Annotated in this window: 23 protein-coding genes; 13 read left to right on the forward strand and 10 right to left on the reverse strand. The window is 65.8% G+C overall.

The genetic code is table 11. The features are described from left to right. Positions 1–18: 18 nt before the first annotated feature. From aztC to aztB, 3 genes are read right to left on the reverse strand one after another with little or no spacing between them, the layout of a single operon-like run. Positions 19–936, reverse strand: coding sequence for a zinc ABC transporter substrate-binding protein AztC (gene aztC / locus ACFTSF_RS09915; protein ID WP_380153484.1), 918 nt, complete (start codon positions 934–936; stop codon positions 19–21). After that, positions 933–2,099, reverse strand: coding sequence for a hypothetical protein (locus ACFTSF_RS09920; protein WP_380153485.1), 1,167 nt, complete (start codon positions 2,097–2,099; stop codon positions 933–935). Before ACFTSF_RS09920 ends, aztC begins: the two co-directional genes overlap by 4 nt. Then, positions 2,096–2,932 carry a zinc ABC transporter permease AztB gene (gene aztB / locus ACFTSF_RS09925; RefSeq protein WP_380153486.1) on the reverse strand — a complete coding sequence of 279 codons (837 nt, stop codon included), beginning with the start codon at positions 2,930–2,932 and terminating at the stop codon, positions 2,096–2,098. Before aztB ends, ACFTSF_RS09920 begins: the two co-directional genes overlap by 4 nt. 47 nt (positions 2,933–2,979) lie before the next feature. On the opposite strand from aztB, the gene aztA reads away from it, so the two are divergent. The 11 genes from aztA to ACFTSF_RS09980 all read left to right on the forward strand — a co-directional run bounded on the left by aztA (position 2,980) and on the right by ACFTSF_RS09980 (position 13,661). Then, a complete protein-coding gene (gene aztA, locus ACFTSF_RS09930; protein ID WP_380153487.1) occupies positions 2,980–3,669 on the forward strand; it encodes a zinc ABC transporter ATP-binding protein AztA in 690 nt (229 codons plus the stop codon). Between the two features lie 83 nt (positions 3,670–3,752). Further along, the gene (locus ACFTSF_RS09935) at positions 3,753–4,172 is read left to right on the forward strand and encodes a minor capsid protein (protein ID WP_344163736.1); all 420 of its coding nucleotides are present in this window, start codon (positions 3,753–3,755) and stop codon (positions 4,170–4,172) included. Between the two features lie 12 nt (positions 4,173–4,184). Continuing rightward, a complete protein-coding gene (locus tag ACFTSF_RS09940) occupies positions 4,185–4,667 on the forward strand; it encodes a phage tail tube protein (RefSeq protein ID WP_344163739.1) in 483 nt (160 codons plus the stop codon). Beyond that, the gene (locus ACFTSF_RS09945; RefSeq protein WP_380153488.1) at positions 4,664–5,059 is read left to right on the forward strand and encodes a hypothetical protein; all 396 of its coding nucleotides are present in this window, start codon (positions 4,664–4,666) and stop codon (positions 5,057–5,059) included. Before ACFTSF_RS09940 ends, ACFTSF_RS09945 begins: the two co-directional genes overlap by 4 nt. Positions 5,060–5,118: 59 nt before the next feature. Continuing rightward, complete coding sequence (locus tag ACFTSF_RS09950; RefSeq protein ID WP_344163744.1) at positions 5,119–5,268, forward strand: hypothetical protein; 150 nt, start codon at positions 5,119–5,121, stop codon at positions 5,266–5,268. Between the two features lie 20 nt (positions 5,269–5,288). After that, positions 5,289–6,776 carry a hypothetical protein gene (locus ACFTSF_RS09955; RefSeq protein WP_380153489.1) on the forward strand — a complete coding sequence of 496 codons (1,488 nt, stop codon included), beginning with the start codon at positions 5,289–5,291 and terminating at the stop codon, positions 6,774–6,776. Continuing rightward, positions 6,777–7,649, forward strand: coding sequence for a phage distal tail protein (locus tag ACFTSF_RS09960; protein ID WP_380153490.1), 873 nt, complete (start codon positions 6,777–6,779; stop codon positions 7,647–7,649). 18 nt (positions 7,650–7,667) lie between these two features. After that, positions 7,668–8,930 carry a hypothetical protein gene (locus ACFTSF_RS09965; protein ID WP_380153491.1) on the forward strand — a complete coding sequence of 421 codons (1,263 nt, stop codon included), beginning with the start codon at positions 7,668–7,670 and terminating at the stop codon, positions 8,928–8,930. Next, positions 8,927–10,066: a hypothetical protein gene (locus ACFTSF_RS09970; RefSeq protein WP_380153492.1), complete on the forward strand. Its 1,140-nt coding sequence runs from the start codon at positions 8,927–8,929 to the stop codon at positions 10,064–10,066. The genes ACFTSF_RS09965 and ACFTSF_RS09970 overlap by 4 nt, the downstream gene beginning before the upstream one ends. Further along, positions 10,066–10,788 (forward strand): hypothetical protein, encoded by a 723-nt coding sequence (locus tag ACFTSF_RS09975; protein ID WP_380153493.1) that lies wholly within the window; start codon positions 10,066–10,068, stop codon positions 10,786–10,788. The genes ACFTSF_RS09970 and ACFTSF_RS09975 overlap by 1 nt, the downstream gene beginning before the upstream one ends. 32 nt (positions 10,789–10,820) lie before the next feature. Beyond that, positions 10,821–13,661, forward strand: a complete 2,841-nt coding sequence (locus ACFTSF_RS09980) for a P-loop NTPase fold protein (protein ID WP_380153494.1) — start codon at positions 10,821–10,823, stop codon at positions 13,659–13,661. 2 nt (positions 13,662–13,663) lie between these two features. Here the strand turns inward: ACFTSF_RS09980 and ACFTSF_RS09985 are convergent, their stop codons facing one another. The 6 genes from ACFTSF_RS09985 to ACFTSF_RS10010 form a co-directional block, all read right to left on the reverse strand. After that, positions 13,664–14,023: a VOC family protein gene (locus tag ACFTSF_RS09985; RefSeq protein WP_380153495.1), complete on the reverse strand. Its 360-nt coding sequence runs from the start codon at positions 14,021–14,023 to the stop codon at positions 13,664–13,666. 100 nt (positions 14,024–14,123) lie between these two features. Next, on the reverse strand, positions 14,124–14,867 hold the full coding sequence (locus tag ACFTSF_RS09990; protein ID WP_380153496.1) for an AAA family ATPase: 744 nt from the start codon (positions 14,865–14,867) through the stop codon (positions 14,124–14,126). After that, positions 14,864–15,721 (reverse strand): hypothetical protein, encoded by an 858-nt coding sequence (locus ACFTSF_RS09995; RefSeq protein ID WP_380153497.1) that lies wholly within the window; start codon positions 15,719–15,721, stop codon positions 14,864–14,866. The genes ACFTSF_RS09990 and ACFTSF_RS09995 overlap by 4 nt, the downstream gene beginning before the upstream one ends. 19 nt (positions 15,722–15,740) lie before the next feature. Beyond that, positions 15,741–16,733, reverse strand: coding sequence for a radical SAM protein (locus ACFTSF_RS10000; RefSeq protein WP_380153498.1), 993 nt, complete (start codon positions 16,731–16,733; stop codon positions 15,741–15,743). A gap of 219 nt (positions 16,734–16,952) precedes the next feature. After that, positions 16,953–17,261, reverse strand: coding sequence for a hypothetical protein (locus ACFTSF_RS10005; RefSeq protein WP_380153499.1), 309 nt, complete (start codon positions 17,259–17,261; stop codon positions 16,953–16,955). 18 nt (positions 17,262–17,279) lie between these two features. Next, the gene (locus ACFTSF_RS10010) at positions 17,280–17,462 is read right to left on the reverse strand and encodes a hypothetical protein (protein WP_344163778.1); all 183 of its coding nucleotides are present in this window, start codon (positions 17,460–17,462) and stop codon (positions 17,280–17,282) included. Between the two features lie 72 nt (positions 17,463–17,534). On the opposite strand from ACFTSF_RS10010, the gene ACFTSF_RS10015 reads away from it, so the two are divergent. Both ACFTSF_RS10015 and ACFTSF_RS10020 read left to right on the forward strand, forming a co-directional pair. After that, positions 17,535–18,731, forward strand: a complete 1,197-nt coding sequence (locus ACFTSF_RS10015) for a helix-turn-helix domain-containing protein (RefSeq protein ID WP_380153500.1) — start codon at positions 17,535–17,537, stop codon at positions 18,729–18,731. A gap of 128 nt (positions 18,732–18,859) precedes the next feature. Beyond that, entirely contained in the window at positions 18,860–18,988 is a 129-nt protein-coding gene (locus ACFTSF_RS10020; RefSeq protein WP_344163784.1) for a hypothetical protein, read from the forward strand. Here the strand turns inward: ACFTSF_RS10020 and ACFTSF_RS10025 are convergent. Further along, complete coding sequence (locus ACFTSF_RS10025) at positions 18,981–19,340, reverse strand: VOC family protein (RefSeq protein ID WP_380153501.1); 360 nt, start codon at positions 19,338–19,340, stop codon at positions 18,981–18,983. The two genes, ACFTSF_RS10020 and ACFTSF_RS10025, sit on opposite strands and share 8 nt — an antisense overlap. Positions 19,341–19,367 lie beyond the last annotated feature (27 nt).

Below are 19,367 nucleotides of genomic sequence, written 5' to 3' on the forward strand. Positions count from 1 at the left end.
TGTCGTTCGAAAGGGTGGTCAGGGGGCGAGGCCGTCGGAGATCGCCTTCGCGTTGGCGCGCATCATCTGGACATAGGTGGGTGCGCCTTGATCGGCAGCGGTGAGAGATTCCGAGAACAGTGGGATGACCTTCACCGCGAGCCGGCTTTCCTGTTTGAGGACCTGGGCCAACCGGTCCGGCTGCGACGAGTCGACGAAGATCGCGCGGACACCGGCCTGTTCGATGGCCGTCACGAGCGACCGGAGGTCGGACGCGCTGGGCGAAGCGAGCGTCGTACCGCTGGGGATGACCGCGCCGATCACCCGGAACCCGAAGCGCTGCGACAGGTACTCGAAGACGTGGTGATTGGTCACGAGATTCCTTTGATCGGCTGGGATCCGCGCGAAGCTCGTCGACATCCAGCTGGTCAGTTCCTGGAGCTCGGACCGGTAGCGATCGGCATTCGCCCGAATCGCGGTCGAGTCGACGCCGTCGACGAACTGAACGACCTGGTCCGCGATCAACCCCGCTGCCTTGATCACCCGGTCCGGATCGGTCCAGAAATGCGGATCAGGCCGACCGGCCGTGTCGCCCGACGTGTACGCGATCGGGTCCACGGCATCGCCGACCGCGAAGGTATGGACACCGGACTCCCCCGCCGCCTCGACGTGCCGCAGGACGTTCTCCTCGAGCCCAAGTCCGTTGTACACCACGAGATCCGCCTGCTCGATCCGAGCAGCCTGCTGCGCGGAGATCCCGAACGAATGCGGATCGGCGTTGGCCTCCATCAGCACGGTGACCTCGGCCTGATCGCCGACGATATTTCGCGTGATGTCGCCCAGGATGTTCGTGGTGACAACCACGCTGGGCCGGCCGGAGCCACCGGGCGCGCACGCGGTCACACCTACCAGCACACAGCTCAGCGCGGCAAAGACCGCGATCGCACGACGCCTCATCGTCCCGTCTCCGCCATCAGCGACGGCGTGAAGTCGAGTGGGAAGGTCCGGGCAATCCGGAGATCGTCGTTGTAGTCGATCTCGTAGACCTTGCGCGCCACCGGATCGTTGACATACGCGCGGCTGGTGTCGACCTCGATCACAGACCGCCGATCCGGCCGGGACAGCAGTTTGGTGGCAGCCGTCTGCTTCCCCGTGACCACGTCAAACCCCTTCAGTACGCCGTTCGCCGCCAGCGCGAGCAATGGCGCCCCCTCCCCCGGGGTGTTCGCGGCCACGACAGGCCCAGTCCGAACGACCTTCCAAGTCCGCTTGGTGACATCGAGAACCCAGACCGCGTCATTGCCAGCCACAGCCGTCAGCGTCGTACTGCCCACCCGGTGCCGAAAGTCGCTCGGACGATCGCGGCCGGCAACAGGCACGCCGTACGGAATCTTCAAGCCGGTGAACTGGCCGTCCTTCGCGGTCACCAGCAGCGCGCCATCGGAGCACCCGAAGACCACTCCCCGCCGGGTGACAGCCTCGCCACGAACGTCCGGGCAGGTCTGCTCGAGCGACGCCTTCACTGCGCCCTGGCGGTCATGAACCTCGACCACATCTCGTCGGCCGCCCGCCCCCGGAACCAAAAGATGCTCCTGATAAGGGATGACCGGGACAGGCTTCGCGCGGCTAACAAAGGAACGACCCTCGTCGACCGCGCCCGCCTCCAACTTGGTCCGGTCGTACACGCGGACGCTCCCGTCCTGGAAGCTCACGGCCGTCACCACCGGATCGCTGTGAACATGCCGCGCCCTCCCGTGAATCTCCCCGGCAGCGCGGATCTTCGCGCGGTAGTAATGCACGTGGTCGCCGTGGTCCACCATCCATGCACCGCTGTCGACAACCTGCGCGCCGGAATCCGTTCCCACGAAGGCGAATCGGCCGTCGGTGGTCAGCTCCCGTACGTTGCCGACCTTCCCCGCTGGGCTCACCTTCTCGGTGATCAGGTCCAGGATCTGTACGGCGCCAGTGCCGGTATCCGCGAGCACCAGCCGCGACTGCTGTTCCGCAGTTTCCTCGGCACCCTCGACGTACCCATGCGGTGCTTCTGCCGTGACGTCCTTGCCACACCCGACGGCGAGCAGGAGCGCAGCGAGTACGACGGAAATCGTTCTGAGTCTCATGACGAGTGCCCGAATTCGAATCGATGACGGATGCCCGCGGCAACGGTCGACAGCAGGAACTGCAGGACGGCGACCGCGGCGATGGTCGCGCCGGCCGCGGTGGCCAGGTGCCACGACAGCAGCAGACCGAGGAATGTTGCGCTGATGCCGAAGCAGGCTGCGCCGGCCATGATCAAAGGGATTCGCCTAGCCCACGGCAGCGCAGCCGCCGGCGGTGCGATCAGCAGCCCGAACACCAGCAACGTTCCGACCACATGGAACGACGCGACGATCGCGAGCGTGAGCAGTCCCAGCAAGGCGATCTGCGCGAGCCGCGGATGCAGGCCGAGAGTCTGCGCCTTGCGCTCGTCGAACGCGAGCGCGACAAAGGCCCGATGCCCGACCACCGACACAACGAGAGCCAGGGCCAGCGCGACGGCGAGCTGGGTCAAGTGCGAGTTCCGTACGGCGAGCACGTCGCCGAACAGGAAGCCGGTCAGATCGACAGCAAACGACTGCGATCTCGAGACGATGATCACGCCCAGCGAGAGCATGCCGACGAACAACAGACCGATTCCAGTGTCCTGCGACAAGCGCGCCGTACGGGCAGCTGCAGTGACACCAAGCGTCATCGCCGCCGCGCTGAGGGCAGCGCCGATCAGCAGGTTTCCGCCCAGGAGTGAGGCCAACGCGACACCCGGCAGCATGCCGTGGGCCATCGCGTCGCCGAGGAATGCCATCCCCCGCAGCACGACCCAGGTGCCGGCCAGTGCACAGATCAGCGACACCAGAATGCCGCCCCACAAGGCCCGCTGCACGAAGGACACCTCGAAGGGTGCCGTCAACCACTCCATGACCGAGACCCTATAATGAAAATGATTATCAATTCAAAAGGAGTCTCATGGCAGCCTCTCAGGTCGAGCTCACCGCCGTGGCGGCCGGGTACCCGGGCCGGCCGGTCCTGTCCGGCTTCACGGCGCAGATCCCCGCGTTCGCCACCACGGCCGTCGTCGGGGCCAATGGATCCGGGAAGTCGACGCTGCTCGGCGTACTGTCCGGCGTTCTGATGACCACAGCCGGTCAGGTCGTCCACCGAACCAACGCCAGGCCGGCCTTTGTCGTGCAGCGCAGCGCTATCGCCGACACGTTCCCGCTCACCGTTCGCGAGACCGTGTCGATGGGCCGCTGGGGGCACCGCGGACTGTGGCGGCGCCTGACCGCGCACGACCGGTCGGTGGTCGACACCTGGATGGAGCGACTCGGCATCACCGATCTCGCCGGTCGGCAACTCGGCGAATTGTCAGGTGGGCAACGACAACGCGCACTGGTCGCGCAAGGCCTGGCGCAAGAGGCCGACCTCCTCCTGCTCGACGAACCGACCACCGGCCTCGATGCATCGGCCCGTGAAGCGATCACCGCGGTCCTCGACGAGGTGACCACGAACGGAGTCACCGTCGTACAGGCAACACACGACCTGGCGGCAGCACGCCGTACCGACCATTGCCTGCTGCTGCACGATGGTCAGCTCTTGCGCGAAGGCCCACCGGCCGACGTACTGACCTCGCTAGACCTCTTGCACCGCGTCGATTAGACCTCTGACCCTGACCCTTTGACGCGGGGTGTGCGGGCGTGCACGATGTCCGCGTTGCCACGTCCTACTGGGGGAGGAATGGCGTGACATTGCTCGAGGAAGTCGCAGGACTGCTCGAAGAGCTTGGTCTGGGCGACTACAACCCGCCGACCGGCGGCGACATCTTCCTCGGCGGGATGCCCGCGACAACCGACGCAGCGGTGGTACTGACCCGCCAGCCCGGTGTGGAGTCCGACAGCCGGCTCGGGTACGACGAACCGGTCGTGCTGTTCCGTGTTCGCGGTACTCCCAACAACGCCACCGTCGCCGAGGCTCGTGCGCAGGCGATCTACGACGCGATCCACGGGCTGGCCAACCGGCGGCTGCCCGGCGGTACCTGGCTGGTGCTCGGTGTCGGCACCCAGGCAGGGCCGATCTTCGCCGGTCGCGACACCAACGCGCGCGACGAGTGGTCGGTCGCCGTCCGGATGGAGCTGCACCGCCCGACCGTGAACCGCAGCTGAGAGGAACAGCGCATGCCAGCAGTGAAGATCAACGCCCGCGACATCATCATCCAGGTCGCCGAAGCCAACGGTACGACGTGGACCCCGCTCGGCGGGCTGAATTCCGCCGTACCGAACGCGAGTGAGAACGAGGAGGTCGTCGACACCACGACGTTCGACTCGGCGGGCAACTACGAGCAGGAGATCATCCAGCGCGGCGCGATCCTGGAACTCGAGGGCTTCCTGCTCAAGGATCCGGCCAACGGCGCGCAGGATCCCGGGCAGGCCAGGGTCGAGGCGCTCGCCACCCAGGTCGGCTTCGCGAGCCTCGGCAAGATCCGGTTCCGGCATCCGATGGACACCGCGTGGAAGGTCTGGAACGCGACCTTCTCGATGGGTGAGCAGGGTGGTGGCAACAACGACAAGTTCGCCTGGGCGGCGACCGTGACCCGGTCCGGTGCGTCGACCACCGCGCCGGTGACGACTCCCGCTGCACGCGAAGGGGCGAAGAAGTGACGGATGGCGACCAAGACGTCGAGGTTGACTATGACTTCGACGAGGCCTGGCGCGAACGCAAGGCAGCTCGGGTCGCACCGAAGATCCGCATCCTCGGCAAGGTCTACACGCTGCCGCATTCGCTGCCGGCCAAGCTGATCCTGTTCGCGGTGTCGGCACAGAAGAACGGACGCTCGGCCACCGACGAGGTCACCGCGGAGGAGGCGTTCGACATGTTGTCGGCGCTGCTCGGCGAGGAGAACCTGGTCGACATCCTGAACCGCGGGCTGGAGATCGACGACCTGCCCGACGTACTCGGCACCTGTCAGCAGGTCTACAAGAATCGGCAAGCACCGGCGGGAAACGGAGTGGCCCCCGCGAAGGGGGCGACGGAACCGGCACCGTCCGGCTGATCCTCAAGCACTGGCGGCTGCTCTACGCGGACTGGCGGCGCGAGTACGGCCGGGACCTGATGGCGGACCTCGACGACGGACTGTCGTGGTGGGAGTTCGCCGCGCTGCTGTCCGGCTTGTCACCGGAGAGCGTCTGGCGCCAGGTCACCGCGAAGGAACCCGTCGAGGTGAACAGCGACACGGCACGATCCGTCATCAGCAACCTGTAACGGGAGGGAGGTGAGCAGAGGTGGCCTTGTCCGTAGGTGACTTCGTGGCCAACATAGGCCTCAACGACACGTTGTTCCAGGACACGCTGACGCAGATGCGGTCCAAGTTCGACGAGGCCAAGACCGACATCGTCAACAAGGCCGAGGAGGCCGGACGCAAGGTCGCGGAGGCGCTGGGCAAGAGCAAGGGACCGGTCGTCGGCGCGGCCGCCGGGATCGGCGTGGATGCCGCGGTGGCTCTCGGCGGCGGGTTGTTGTCGCTCGTCGGCGGACCGGTGATGGGCTTGCTCGCGACCGGTCTCCAAGCCGGTTTGCAGGCCGCGATCGGCTTCTTGACCACCAAGCTCCAACCCGCATTCGATGCCGTCAGCAACTTCATCACCGGCACCGTCGTACCGGCGTTCCAGTCATTGGGCCAGTGGATCGCGGCCAACCAGACGCCGCTGATGATCGTCGGCGGGATCATCCTCGCCTTCTTCCTGCCTGCCCTGATCCAGTTGGGTATCGCCGCAGCTGTTGCAGCCGCGGCCACCATTGCGGCATTCGCGACCATGGCCGCGCAGGCAGTCGTGGCGGCGGCACAGTTCGTCGCGCAGAGCGCCATGATGCTGGTGCAGTGGGGCTTGATGGGCTGGACCGCGGTTGCGAACGCGGCCAAGGTCGTCGGCGCCTGGATCGTGATGGGGACCCAAGCACTACTTCAAGGCGCCCGTATGGCGGCCGCCTGGCTGCTCGCGATGGGCCCGATCCCCCTGATCATCGCCGCCGTGGTCGGGCTCGTCGCGCTGATCATCGCGAACTGGGACACCATCGTGGCCTGGACGAAAGCCGCGTTCCAGGCGATCTGGGACTTCCTCAAAATGATCTGGAACGCCATCGTCACCGGCATCTCGGCAGCGATCGACGGCGTCCTCGCGGCGATCGGCTGGCTCGGACAGTTGCCGGGCAAGGTCGCCGGATGGTTCGGCGGCGTGTTCAGCGCGGCGGTCGGCAAACTCGGCGAGCTGCTGTCCTGGCTCGGTGGATTACCCGGACGCATACTCGGTGCCCTGGGCAACCTTGGGAATCTGCTGCTCGACGTCGGCCGGTCGATCCTCGAAGGACTCTGGAACGGGCTGAAGGCCGCGGCCACCTGGATCAAGGACAAGATCATCGGCCTGATCAAGGACATCATCCCCGGCCCGATCAAGTCGATTCTCGGTATCAGCTCACCATCGAAGGTCGCCGCCGAACTCGGTCGCTGGGTCCCCCTGGGTCTGGCCAAGGGCATTGAGGACACCAGTGCCGCGGTTGCCCGGGCCTCGTCCCAATTGGCCGGCCTGGTCACCGCCGGGATCGGCGATCTCAGCCTCGCCACGGCGACGCCGTACCAGCTCGCATCCAATGCAGCCAGTACGGCGGAGCCGGAGCGCGCGGTGATCCGGATCGAGAACTTCTACACGACACCGGATCAGACGCCGGCCGATATCGCCCACGAACTCGACTGGATGTCGCGAGGAGGTGGCTGAGTGGCGGCCGGCGAACTGATCACCGCGGACGGCCAACTGGAGTGGCGTGGCACGCTGCTCGGAACCGACAGCCCGTACCGGATGACCAACCTGCAAGGGTGGTTGGACCTGCCCGATGCACGCGGCGACGACCCGGACCGCCCTAACCGGCACGGCGCGTTCCAGGGCAGCCAGGTGATGGGCAAGCGCACGATCACGCTGACGTACCTGATCAAGGGCGTCCCGATCGAGGAGTTCGGCGCGGTCATCACGAAGCTGCGCAGTATCACCGCACCGACCGAGCAACCGGTCGAGGAGCCGCTGGTGATTCGGCTGGATGGCGAGACCTGGCAGGTGAATGCGCGCTGTACCCGGCGAACGATCAGCGTCGAACGGTTCTACGCGATCGGCTACACCACCGGCGCAGTGCAGTGGCAGGCCACGGATCCGCGGATCTACTCGCTCGTCGACCAGACTGCCGCCACTGGGTTGCCGTCGCCGCCGACCGACGGACTGGAGTTCCCGCTCGTCTTCCCGTTGAAGTTCGGGACCGGACGGCCCGGCGGCAGACTCACGCTGGTCAACTCCGGTGGGGCGGCCAGCTGGCCGGTGTGGGAGATCCGCGGCCCGGTCAGCGGTCCGATCATCGCCAACCGCGATACCGGTCAGCGACTGGTGTTCGACCCCGCTTTCACCGTTGGAGCAGGACAGACGCTGGTCATCGACACCGACGCCAGGACCGTCCTGTTGAACGGCGTCAATCGCAGCGACCGGCTGTTCACCCGCGAGTGGTTCCCGATCCCCGCCGGCACCTCGGTCCAAGTCGACTTCGCCGCTGCGTCGTACCATCCGAGCGCGCTGCTCACGGCCCGCTGGCGACACGCCACCATCTGATTGCTGAAGGGATACGTCATGGCCGAGCGCAACTCGTGGGCCGTCTCCGACTCACCGAACGGTGTGATCACCACCGAGGACGCCCGGCTGGCGGTCAGCGCCCTGATCCAGTCCGGTACGACGTCGGTGACCAGTCGCGACGGGATCCGGGCCGGCAGCGGCGACCCTGGTCTGGTGGCCGCGGCGACACCGACACCGGACAAGGTCGTGACCGTCCAGCCGTTCCAGATGTTCATGCGGGCATCGCGAGGTATCGGCAGCTACGTGCAGACGCTGGACTCGGTGAAGACACTCGACCTGCTGACCGACAATCCGGCTCACTCGTCGGACGCGCGGATCGACCTGATCATCGTGCAGCAGGCCGACAAGTTCTACGGCGACACGAGCAACGCGTTCGCGGTCAAACAGATCGTCGGTACGCCGTCCTCGACCCCGGGCGAACCGGGTGTGCCGGGCTCCCCCGACTACTTCCTCCTCGCCACCGTCCGGATCCCCGGCGGCGCCACCACAATCACCCCGGAGATGATCACCGACCGGCGGCCCAACTGGGTGGTCGGGCTCGGCGGAGTTGTCCCGGTCAAGAACGTCGAGGGTCGCAACGCAGCCGCGCCGTACGACGGACTAACGGCGTACCGGCGTGATCGCCGCTGGCTGGAGATCCACGACGGCGCTGCGTGGCGGGTGCCGAGTATTCCGGTGTGCAGTTCGGTCGCCGAGATCACCGCGACCATCACCGATCCGGTCATCGGCCAGATGGTATTCAGCACCACGGACCAGCTGATCTACAAATGGACGGGCAGTGCGTGGCTGGGCGCCGTACCGACTGGGACCACGCGGCACGAGGCGCGGTACGAGGTTCGGCCCGGTCAGGAGCAGGCGTTCGCGGCGAGCACGGACACCAGACTCCCCTTCCCGACGTCGGTCTACACCTCGCCCGATATCACTCCGTCGAGCGGGAACACCATCTTCACCCTCAACCGCGCGGGCATCTGGAACATCACCACGAACGCACGGTTCCGAGCTCCGGGTGGTGCGGATGCCTATCACTTCTATCTGGCCATCGTCGACGCCGGAAACCTCGGGATCCGCTACGGGAACGCGCAGCACTACCTGACCGGAGGCTCCACCGGAAACGCGAGTGTCTCCGCCACCAACCTCTTCACGGCCGGGACCCGGATCAGCGCCCTCATCTGGACAACGGCCACGACTGCGAACGGCCGCACCCACCTGACCGATGCCGTCAACATCAACAACCTCACGCTGACCTGGCTGAGGCCGTGACCCCGGTCTACACGTACCTGATCTCCGACCTGGTCACGAACCGGACGCTGGCCGAGGTCCCGCTGACGGGCGTGCGGTACTCGAAGAAGCTCGGCGACAGCGGTCAGCTCTCGGCCAACCTGCATCTCGGCGATCCGCGGGTGCAGACCATCGAGCCCTACGAGCTGACGACACCAGGCCGACGGGTCATCTATGTTCTGCGCGACTCGACGCCGGTCTGGGGCGGGCTGATCTGGACGCGGCGGTACGAATCTAACTCAGCGCAGATCTCGCTCGGCTGCGCCGACTTCTGGTCGTACTTCGACCATCGCAAAGTGCTCCCGGTGTTGACCGAGCAGGCCTACACCGACCCGCACTACGTCGCGCAACGGCAGGTCTTCTGGTCGATGGATCAGAACGCCATCGCCCGCAACCTGATCACGCTGGCGCAGTCGCATCAGGCCGGCAATATCGGCATCACCTTCCCGCCTGGTCCCGGCGACTCCGCGATCCGCCTCGAACGCACGTACTTCGGGTACCAGAACGCGAACACCGGCGACGCACTTCGCAAACTGTCGCAGCTGCTCGACGGGCCGGACATGATGTTCGACGTCGGCCCGATCGATCGCAACGGCCGGCCGGCGCGTTGGCTGCGGCTGGGCACGCCGCGACTTGGCCAGGTCGGCTCGGCGCACGTCTGGGAGTACGGCGGCAACTTGCTCAGCTACACGTGGCCGTCGGACGGTACTCGGATGGCGACCCGCACGTTCGCCACCGGCGACGGGATCGAGACCGGCATGCTGATCGGGGTCGCCGAGGACCGCAGCCGGTACGCCGATGGCTGGCCGCTGCTCGAGACGGAGTACGGGTATAGCTCGGTCACCGACCCGGTCCAGCTGCAGTCACACGCCGAGTCGGATCAGCAGGTCAGCCGACTGCCCGTCGTACTGCCGACCTTGAGTGTGCACGGCGCGTTGCCGCCGACCGTGGCCGAGATCGGGATGGGCGACGATGCCCGGGTGATCATCAAGGACGCCTTCCACGTCAACGGCATCGACACCCTGATGCGGATCGTCGCCATGGACGTCGCGGTCGGCGACGACGGCCGAGAGTCCGTGACCCTGACCATGAACCCGCTGCTGGAGGACGTGACCTGATGGGACAGATCAACCAGCCGTCGAACCTGATCGACCAGGTCGTTGCCCTCCGCAAGGAAGTCGACGAACTCCGGAAACGGGTCGGGATCGGCAACGCGACCATCTCCGGCGGTACCTTCACCGTCCAGGGCGACGGCGCGATCCGGATGATCGATGCCGACGGCACCGAAATCCTGTACTTCGGCCCGGACAGCGAGGGCCGCCAGGTGATCCGGCTGGCCCGCGACCAGGGCAAGCGGGTGCTCTACACCTACGCGGTCTCAAGCGGCCGCCAGTACTGGGCCCTGACCGACAGCAACAACGACATCGTGGTCTCCGACGATGCCGAGTCCGGCGTCGGTCTGGCTCGGCCGTGGATCCCGGTCTCCTTCGAGCTGGTCCGCGGCCAGGACATGCCGACCGTCACGAACGGGAATTACGAGACGGTCTGGGAAGCCAACTTCAACAAGGCCCAGCCCTTCATCGAGCTCTACACCGTCGACGGCTGCGACTCCGGCACCACTGGTGGCGGCCGCATCATGATCACCCCCGTCGGCGGCACCGAGTTCGAGGCCGACGCGTGGACCAACGGCCCGGGCCTCGGCCGCCACTACCGCGGTCCGTATGCCCTCCCCGGCGGTACCTACACCGGGCCAATGCGAGTCTCCGTCCAGTACCGCCGTACCTCCGGCACGGGCAATGTGTACGCAATAGCCATGGACGCGACCCAACGCCAGACCTGACGTCGGTCGCCGGAACGATGCCATGATGGGCCATGGCCGGACCGCGCACGACGGATATCGATCAGCCGATCACCCGCATCGAGGATGACGCGTTCGACTTCGTGCCCCGGTACGCCGTACCGCTGGCTCGGCGGATCGCGGAAACACCCGACTCCGCGTCGTTGACGATCGGTATCTACGGCCCGTGGGGTTCGGGCAAGACGAGCCTGATGAATCTGATCCAGGCCAAGCTCGCTGCCACGCCTGACAAGGCGCCGGTGATCGTGTCCTATACGGCCTGGAAGTTCGCGCAGGAGCAGTCGCTGTGGCGGACCCTCGTGCGCGTCATCCTCGACGAGTTGCTCAAGCAGACTAAGCCTGATGCCGAGCTGCGTTCCCTGCGCGAGGCCCTGTACCGCGATGTCGTGAAATCCCAACGGAAAGTGCGTGTCGACCCGGTGCGATTGGCCGGCGCCATCACCAGTGCCGTGACGCTCGGGGCCTCCAGTTGGCTGCAGGCCGCGCACGTGTCGGTTCCGGTGGCTACCCAAGTGACGCTCGCCGGTGTTGCGCTAGGCGGCGCTGGCGTGACGGCGTTCGGGATGAAGTTGGTCGGCAAGTCGGGCGGGGACGCCAAGAAGCCAGACCTCGCCGAACAGCTCGGCGGGCAAGCCAAAGAGCTGATCCAGGCGGTCGAGGTCGTCGATGACGTCCTGACCACGCACTACAAGGCCGAGCACATCGAGCAGTTCGCCGACAGCTTCCAGCTCGTCGTCGACAAGTTCCTGAACGGGCGCAAGCTGGTCATCTTCATCGACGACCTGGACCGGTGCCTGCCTGAGAAGGCCATTCAGGTTCTCGAAGGGATCAAGCTGTTCCTCGGCGTACCGGGCACTGTCTTCGTGCTCGGTGTCGACGTCGCGGCCCTCGTGCATGCGGTCGAGGTGCACTACGCCGGGACCGTGCCGTCGGCGATGAACGGCGGCCGGTACCTCGAGAAGATCGTCCAGTTCCCGTTCCATCTGCCCTCGATGAGGTCGGACGAGGTCACGACGAAACGACTGATCGACCAGCTCTGCAGTACGCCGGACGACCGCGACTGGCTCCGTATCGGTGTCGACGGTTTCGCGGCGAACCCGCGCGCGGTGAAGCGGTTCGCGCTGCTGTATCGCAGCCGGCTGGAGGTGATGGGCGGCCCGGCCAATCTCCACCTGGCCAAGCTGGTCGTGCTCCAGGAGCATCCGCAATGGCGGGACCTGGTCGAGATCGTGCTCGAGTACACCGTCTCGACGCCGCGCTCCCTGCTCCGCGACGGCCCACTCGCCGTACTCGAGCGAGCCTCTCGCAATGCGGCGCAACGAGATGACCTGATGCTGGCCGACCGGCCGGGCCTGATGTCCAAGCTCTCAATCTTGGCCCGTGACGACGGCCTGATGCGGTTCCTGGCCAGTGCGCCCTATTTCGACGAGGAAGGCGTCGACCCGGTCGACCCGCTGCCGCTGCTCCGCCTGAGCGGCGCCGCACCGGGAAGCTCCGCGCCTGCAAGTCTGAGCCTCGATGACGTGGTGGCAGGCCTACTGTTGCCCGACGCCCCGATCCGCGCAACCGCCGTCGCCGCAGCGCGCCAGCTGCCTGCGACATCTCGGCAGCAACTCGTCGAACGGCTCCTCATCGAGGTAGCGGGCCGCTCGCAGAACCCAAACCCGGATGCAGCTGGATTGCCGGAGTACGTCGACGCGGTACGGATCTGCTTCGAGCAGCAGATCGAACGTGACCAGATCGCGGAGCGCCTCGGCTGGTTCACCGCGCTAGCCGACCACGGTCTCAACCCTGACGTCGCCACCCGGTCCCGTCAGCAACTCATCCAGCTCACCTTCGACATCAACAAAGCGCCCCAAAGCGTGCCCTTCATCGCTGACGAGCCGACAACAACCGATCTGCTCGACATGGACAGCCACGCGCAGGCTCTGGTCCGCACGATCCTGCAAACCCCACCACCCCTGACAGTCGGCGTCCTCGGCGAATGGGGCTCCGGAAAGTCCTCCTTCCTGAGGAGGCTCCAGGACATCTTCACCGCCGAGAACGGGATCCGTCTCGCGGCCGTGAGTGCCTGGATCACAACCGACTCGGATCCGATCAGCTTCACCCGATTCGCCTTCACCGAATTGCTCGGAGATGGCACTCTCGATCCCGCCGCGACCAGTGCGGAACAGCTCAGGCAGCAACTCGCCGAGGCAGCGGCCGCCGCACCGGACGACGACCGCAGGCTGGTGCTCCTCGTCGATGATCTGGATCGTTGCGTACCTAGCTTCGTGGTCGACCTGCTGCTGACCCTCAACACGGTGGCACCGAAGTCGCTGGTGCTGATTCTCGCCGTAGACCCGCGCTGGTTGTCCCGCGCCTTCGAGGAGCGATTCGGACGCGACGAGGGGCAGGCGACCATTCAGCGTCTCATCACGCTGCCGTTCAGCATGCCGGACATTCCCGCGTCGACTCTGCTCACCGCCGAGATCGCTGACCTCGGCCGCCTGGCGCCCTACATCGCGACCTCGCCGCGAGAGATGAAACGCTTCGTCAACCTGCTCGGGCTCTGTCGCGAGCTCGTCACCAGCCGCGGAGACGTCGTTGACCAGCGGCAGCTCGCGGTCGTCCTCGCTATCGCTCTGCGCTGGCCGACGCTGATCACCGACCTCAGCGCCCTCGCCCAATTGTGGAACGCGACCCACGCCGTTCCGTCAAGCCAGGACGAGGCGACCCGGAGGGCGACCGATGAACTCGAACTCCTCGACCCCGCCGCACTGGTCTCCCTCCTGGGCGAAGTGCCACCGCCCACCGAAGACGAGCTAGCCCAGTTCGTCGACCTGGTGCGGGCAGCCATCCCAGAGGAACGGTGAGGTCAGCTGACGCAGAGGCAGAACGGGTGGCCGGCGGGATCCAGGAACACGCGGAACGTCGTACCGGGCTGGTGCTCAGGCTTCGTCGCACCCAGCTTCAGCACCTCGGCCTCGGCGGCATCGAGGTCCTGGACCATCACGTCGAGGTGCATCTGCTGCGGCACGCCCTGACCCGGCCAAGCGGGCGCCTTGAAGTCCTGCACCGGCTGGAAGCAGATACAGCTGCTGCCGTCCTCGGAGCGGATCTCCCCCCACGTCTCGTCAGCCTTCACCGTCCACCCGAGCAACTCGCCGTAGAACCTCGCCAGCACAGCCGGGTCCGGACAATCCATCACAAAACTGGGATACATCGCGATAGCCATACCCAGCACGGTACCCACGGTTCCGGACGTTCTGCGTCCACTTAGCGGGTGGACGCTCGGGTTCCCCGGGGGGTTTCAAGTTGCGGAACTTCGACGTGGGTCAGGAGGGCGGAGCTTCGAGGAAATGACGGAGATAGGCTCCTGGCTTGCTGAGGTATCGGCGCCAGTGATCGACGATGTCGAGCTCGTCCCATGGCGTGGTACGGATGCCGTGGTCGCCCACTTCGAGGATCTGCGCTCCCGGAAGGCTGGCAAGGATGGGCGAGTGAGTAGCGCAGATGATTTGCCCGCCCTGCTTCGCGACGCGGTCGAGGAGGTCGATCAGTCGGAGGCATGAGGTGAAGGACAGCGCGGCTTCGGGTTCGTCCAGGAGGTATAGCCCTGGGCCGGTGATCATGGTTTCGAGGACGGTGAAGAAGCCTTCGCCGTGGGATTGCTCGGTGAGGTCGTCTTCCCAGAAGCCGTACATGCCGGAGACGTTGTTGCCGAGGTTGAACAAGGTCTCGGCGCGGAAGAAGAATGCCCGTCGTTTGAGTCTCGGGCCGTGGATCAGCCGCAGCCCGGCGCCGGTCAGATCGGCCTCCAGCACCTCGCCAAGTGGGGTGAGAGCGCCGGTGCTGGAGTACTTGGTTCCGGCTTTCCCACCTTCGGAGTTGATCCCGCAGACGTCGGCGATGGCCTCGACGATGGTGGACTTGCCGGAGCCGTTCTCACCCACCAGGAAGGTGACTGGCGCCGTGAAGTCAAGCCCGCCGTCGAGCGCTTGTACGGCGGGGAGTGTGAACGGCCATGCATCGCCGGGAGGGCTGACGAAGGTGAGCCGTGTCATGAGCAACGAGTTCATCGTTTCTCCAGCGTGGTGAGTATCCGCTGGGTGAGCTGCCCGACCGGATCTCGAAGAGCAGGGTAGTCGTCCATTCGGTGGGCCCGGTTGAGGATGTGGGCAGCGGCGGCGAGTTGGGCAAGCTGGCCGGTCGGGGTGTCCAGGACGTCGGCGAACACATCGTGGACGCGTGCGGCCGTGGCCGGAACGAGCAGGCTGTGGCAATACAGAAGAGCTGGGCCGTACCCGGCTGGGGCGCTGCCCCAGTACTCCCAATCGAGCAGCCAGAGCCGGGGTTGAGTCAGGTTGGCCCAGTGCAGATCGGTGTGTTCGGTCCGTAGTTCCGGAGCCGGTACGCCGAGTGGTCGCTCGTACAGGTCTTCGAGTTCGCGAAGATAGGTCTGAGGGTCGTGCTCGCCTCGGGAGGTGGACTGGGTGGCCAACTCGTCGACTGCCGTTCGTAGCTCCGACCACCAGGCGTCCGACAGGTCCAACTGTGTCGTCAGTTCTGGCGTGGGTGAGCATGGCTGGTCGGGTATGTAGCTGAACAGTTCGGCGTAGATGACTACCGGTTCTTCGGTCCACTCCACTCGTTCAACGAGTTCAGGCTTCGGTACACCGGTGATGGCGGCAGCGTCGACGTTGCCGGTCCAGACCTCGCCGCGCGCCCAGTCGCTATGTTCGGCTGTTGCGCGCAGCCACAGCCGAGTGCCGTCACCACCGATTGCCGCCGATCCGATCGTGCGATCCCACCAGCCAAAGATGACATCGCCGTCCAGTTCGACACCCAGCCCGCCGGCCGCCTGCCCGAGGACACGGCGAAGAAAGGCACGCTGCCCAGTTGACCCATTGGTCTCGGGCTGGTCGTCAGTCACGCTTCGCTCTCAGTCCTGCTCATCTCGTGGGGCGGCACTTGTTAGGTGCACAGTTCCTAGCAGGATTGCACAGGGTCTTGTCCGGGTTGCAGGACCCATAGTTGGGGCTGCAACCACTGCGCGGTCCGCAGGGATTCCGCGTGCCCTGCGGACGGCACGCTGGGCTGCACGACGGACCGCATTTGGGATTACACATATTGGGAGCGCAGTTGGTGGCCGGTGCAAACGACTCCTCCAGTTCCTCCACGACCGCGCTGAACTGCGGGCTACCGAGGACTTCTGTCAGTGGGTCCACTCTGACATTGCCGACCGGAAGCCAGCGTGAGAACACGCAAGGCCACACCTCGCCAGAAGGCGAGATCGCTACTTGCCGATCGCCGCAGTTGCCGCACAGTTGTTCAGTTCCTGGGTTCGCGTCGCGGGTTCCTCGGCCGACCTCTCGCAGATTGTCGTAGCCGATATCCAGTACGCCGAGTCCTTCGAGTACCGCGGTTCCTTGCTGGGTGCGTTGCTGGCCCAGGACCCCGACCACCCCAGCACGCAACGGAATGCCGAGTTCTCGCGCTCGGGCAATGTTCTGCGTTGTAAGGCGATGAGTCGGCCGGTTGGTGACCGCTTGATGTTCGGCGGGATCGTCGGAGTAGTAGGAGGTCGCCAGCCGTACGCCGGGCAGCCGGAACGTCTCCCACATGGCAGGCGTGACGTGGACCAGGTTGGTGTAGATCTCGACCTCCATGCCGGCGTTGAGAGCGTGCCGGACCAAGACGGACAGGTCCGGGTGGAGTGTCGGCTCGCCACCGATGAACTGTCCCATCGATGCACCTGCTTCACGCGTCTGCGTGATGACACGTCGCCAGTCGGTCGTGGACATGACGCCATGCGTGCCGTCCGGACCAGACGAGGCATAGCAGTGATTGCAGCTCAACTGGCACTTGCCAGTGATTTCCCACCACGCAAAGTCGATCAGACCGTCGGCTGGCGCTGCTTGCTGGTCTACCGAGACGTTGTTCATCGCAAGACTCCTAAAGCCGTGGGCTGATGTCTTGATGGACAGTGAAAGGGCCGTCCCCTGAGCGAACCCCCGTGCGGTATGGGATTGACATGTCACTTCCTTCGTGCAGAGACGGACGGGCCCCGATCCCCCTCGCAGGAGAAGGGCCTGCGAGCGCGAGGTTTGGAGGGCGCGACCGGCGCGGATTCAGGGGCATATCGGCACGCCGGCCTCGCCTGACTAGATGGGGTGCATGCCAACGTCGACCAGCGGCTCCGCGCGCTCGGCGCCAGGCTCGATATCCCCGTCCTCTGGGTCGAACGGGTCTGGATCGAGCCAGCGCACCTCGGATGCGCCCAGGTGACCATGCACCTCGAGCAGGCCCTCGATGCTCGGCCAGAACGTCAGGCTTGGGAATTTCCCGAGCCACTTGAGGGCGATCCACTGCAGGCCGTCCTCGTTCGGAGGGAACTCCACCACCAGGCCGACAACGCCAGTCCCACGGACGCCGGACGGGTCGCGGTATCGGAAGAGTTCGCCGCGACGCATCAGCCAACACCTACCAACTCAGGCACAGGAGTCCACTCCCTCGCCGATGGCATCACCGGCCAGGTCCCGTTCGCCCCGCAGGTAGGGGCCGAATGCCCAGCGATGCTCGGTGGGACAGCGCTCCAGGTAGTCCGCGATCTCGTCCTCGGACAGCGCAAGCTGGGTCCGGAGGACGTGATCCCTCGTCGCTCTTTGCATCATAGATGGAACGCTAAGCGACCACGGAGCGAGAAAGTTTCCCGGGCGGAAACCCGACCAGGTAGCGTTGCCGTCATGGACAACGACCTGGCGAACCTCGGGCAAGAGATCCGCCGTCTGCGCAAGTGGCGCAATATGACTCTCGATGCCCTCGCGGGTCAGGCCGGCATCACCAAGGGCTACCTGTCGAAGATCGAGAACGGCAATGCCAACCTGGAACGCCGCAAGACGATCAAGGCCCTCGCAGATGCGCTCCGGGTAAGCGTGGCCGACCTGACTGGCGATCACTTCATCGCGGACCGCGCCAACAGCGAGGCCCATGCCGCAATCCCCGATATCCGCATCGCGCTGATATCGACGACGCTCGAACTACCGACCGGCAAACCCAGCCGCTCCGTCCAGGAACTGAGCCGTGAGACTCAGCGCCTGGCAGAGGCGCGGATCAACTGTCAGGACGCCCTCGTGGGCCACGCTCTGCCCCCGCTCCTGACCGACCTCCATGCAGCCGCGACCAGCGACAACAACGACCGTCTGCCGGCACTTCAGTCACTCGTCCAGGCCACCAACTCGACGGCACATTTCTTGAAGAACCTCGGTGCCGTGGATCTCGCCTGGGTCGCGGCCGAGCGTGGCCACCAGGCTGCCCAGATCCTCGAAGACCCGGTCTACATCGCGGCGGCCGACTATGCGCGAGCACAGGCCCTCATCGGCCTCGGTGCGTACGACCGTGCTGACGGCATCGCCCGAAACGCGGCCTCGCTGCTCAGACCGGACAACGTGACCGCGATCGAGGTCTACGGCATGAACGTGCTGGTCACGGCCTTCTGCTCGGAGATGGCAGGCGAAGACCCAGAAGCGGCCCTACGAGAGGCGGAGGAATCCGCCGAGCGAATCGAGCCCGAGAACGCCTTCTGGCTGAACTTCTCCCGCGCGAACGTCAACCTGTGGCGGCTCGGGATCGCGCTCGAAGCCGGCGACCACGTCAGGGCTGCCGAGGTAGCTGCCGAGGTCCCGTTGGGCGACATCCCGAGCAAGACCCGCCGCCTACGGTTCCTGGTCGACCATGCTCGCGCGCTGCACGGACTCCGGGGGCGAGACGACGAGGTCACACATCTGCTGGCCAAGGCCGAGAAGTTGGGTGCGACCCGGACTCGGCACAACGTCTGGGCGCGCGAGATCGTCAGCGAGATGGTTCTCCGTGCCCGCCGAGATGCGGGTGGCCGGGAGCTGCGCGGCCTGGCTGACCGCATGGGCTTACTCGCCACGCTCTGATGAAGCGACCAATCAGGCATGTGCCGGTCGAACTCCGTGAGGAATGGCGGGTGGGTAGCCAGAAATGCAGATGCCCCCGGTCGCTTCGACGGACCGACAGGTGCACCAGCAACGTCTACGTCCTCGCCATGGATGTATCGCGCCCGCCGGACGTCGACCAGCCGATCACCCGCCTCGACGAAGTGCTGCCGCCCACGCGAGTCGAACTGGCCCAGCTGAGCGAACTGGTGCGCGGAGTCACCGCTGAGGTCAGCTGACGCAGAGGCAGAACGGGTGGCCGGCGGGATCCAGGAACACGCGGAACGTCGTACCGGGCTGGTGTTCGGGCTTCGTGGCGCCGAGCTTCAGCACCTCGGGCTCGGCGGCATCGAGGTCCTGGACCATCACGTCGAGGTGCATCTGTTGCGGCACGTCCTGACCCGGCCAAGCGGGTGCCTTGAAGTCCTGGACCGGCTGGAAGCAGATACAGCTGCTGCCGTCCTCGGAGCGGATCTCGCCCCAGGTTTCGTCAGCCTTCACCGTCCAGCCGAGCAGCTCGCCGTAGAACCTTGCCAGCACAGCCGGGTCCGGACAATCCATCACAAAACTGGGATACATCGCGATAGCCATACCCAGCACGGTACCCACGGTTCCGGA

The sequence above is a fragment of the Kribbella sp. NPDC056951 genome (assembly GCF_042674205.1).
Classification (GTDB): Bacteria; Actinomycetota; Actinomycetes; order Propionibacteriales; family Kribbellaceae; genus Kribbella; species Kribbella yunnanensis.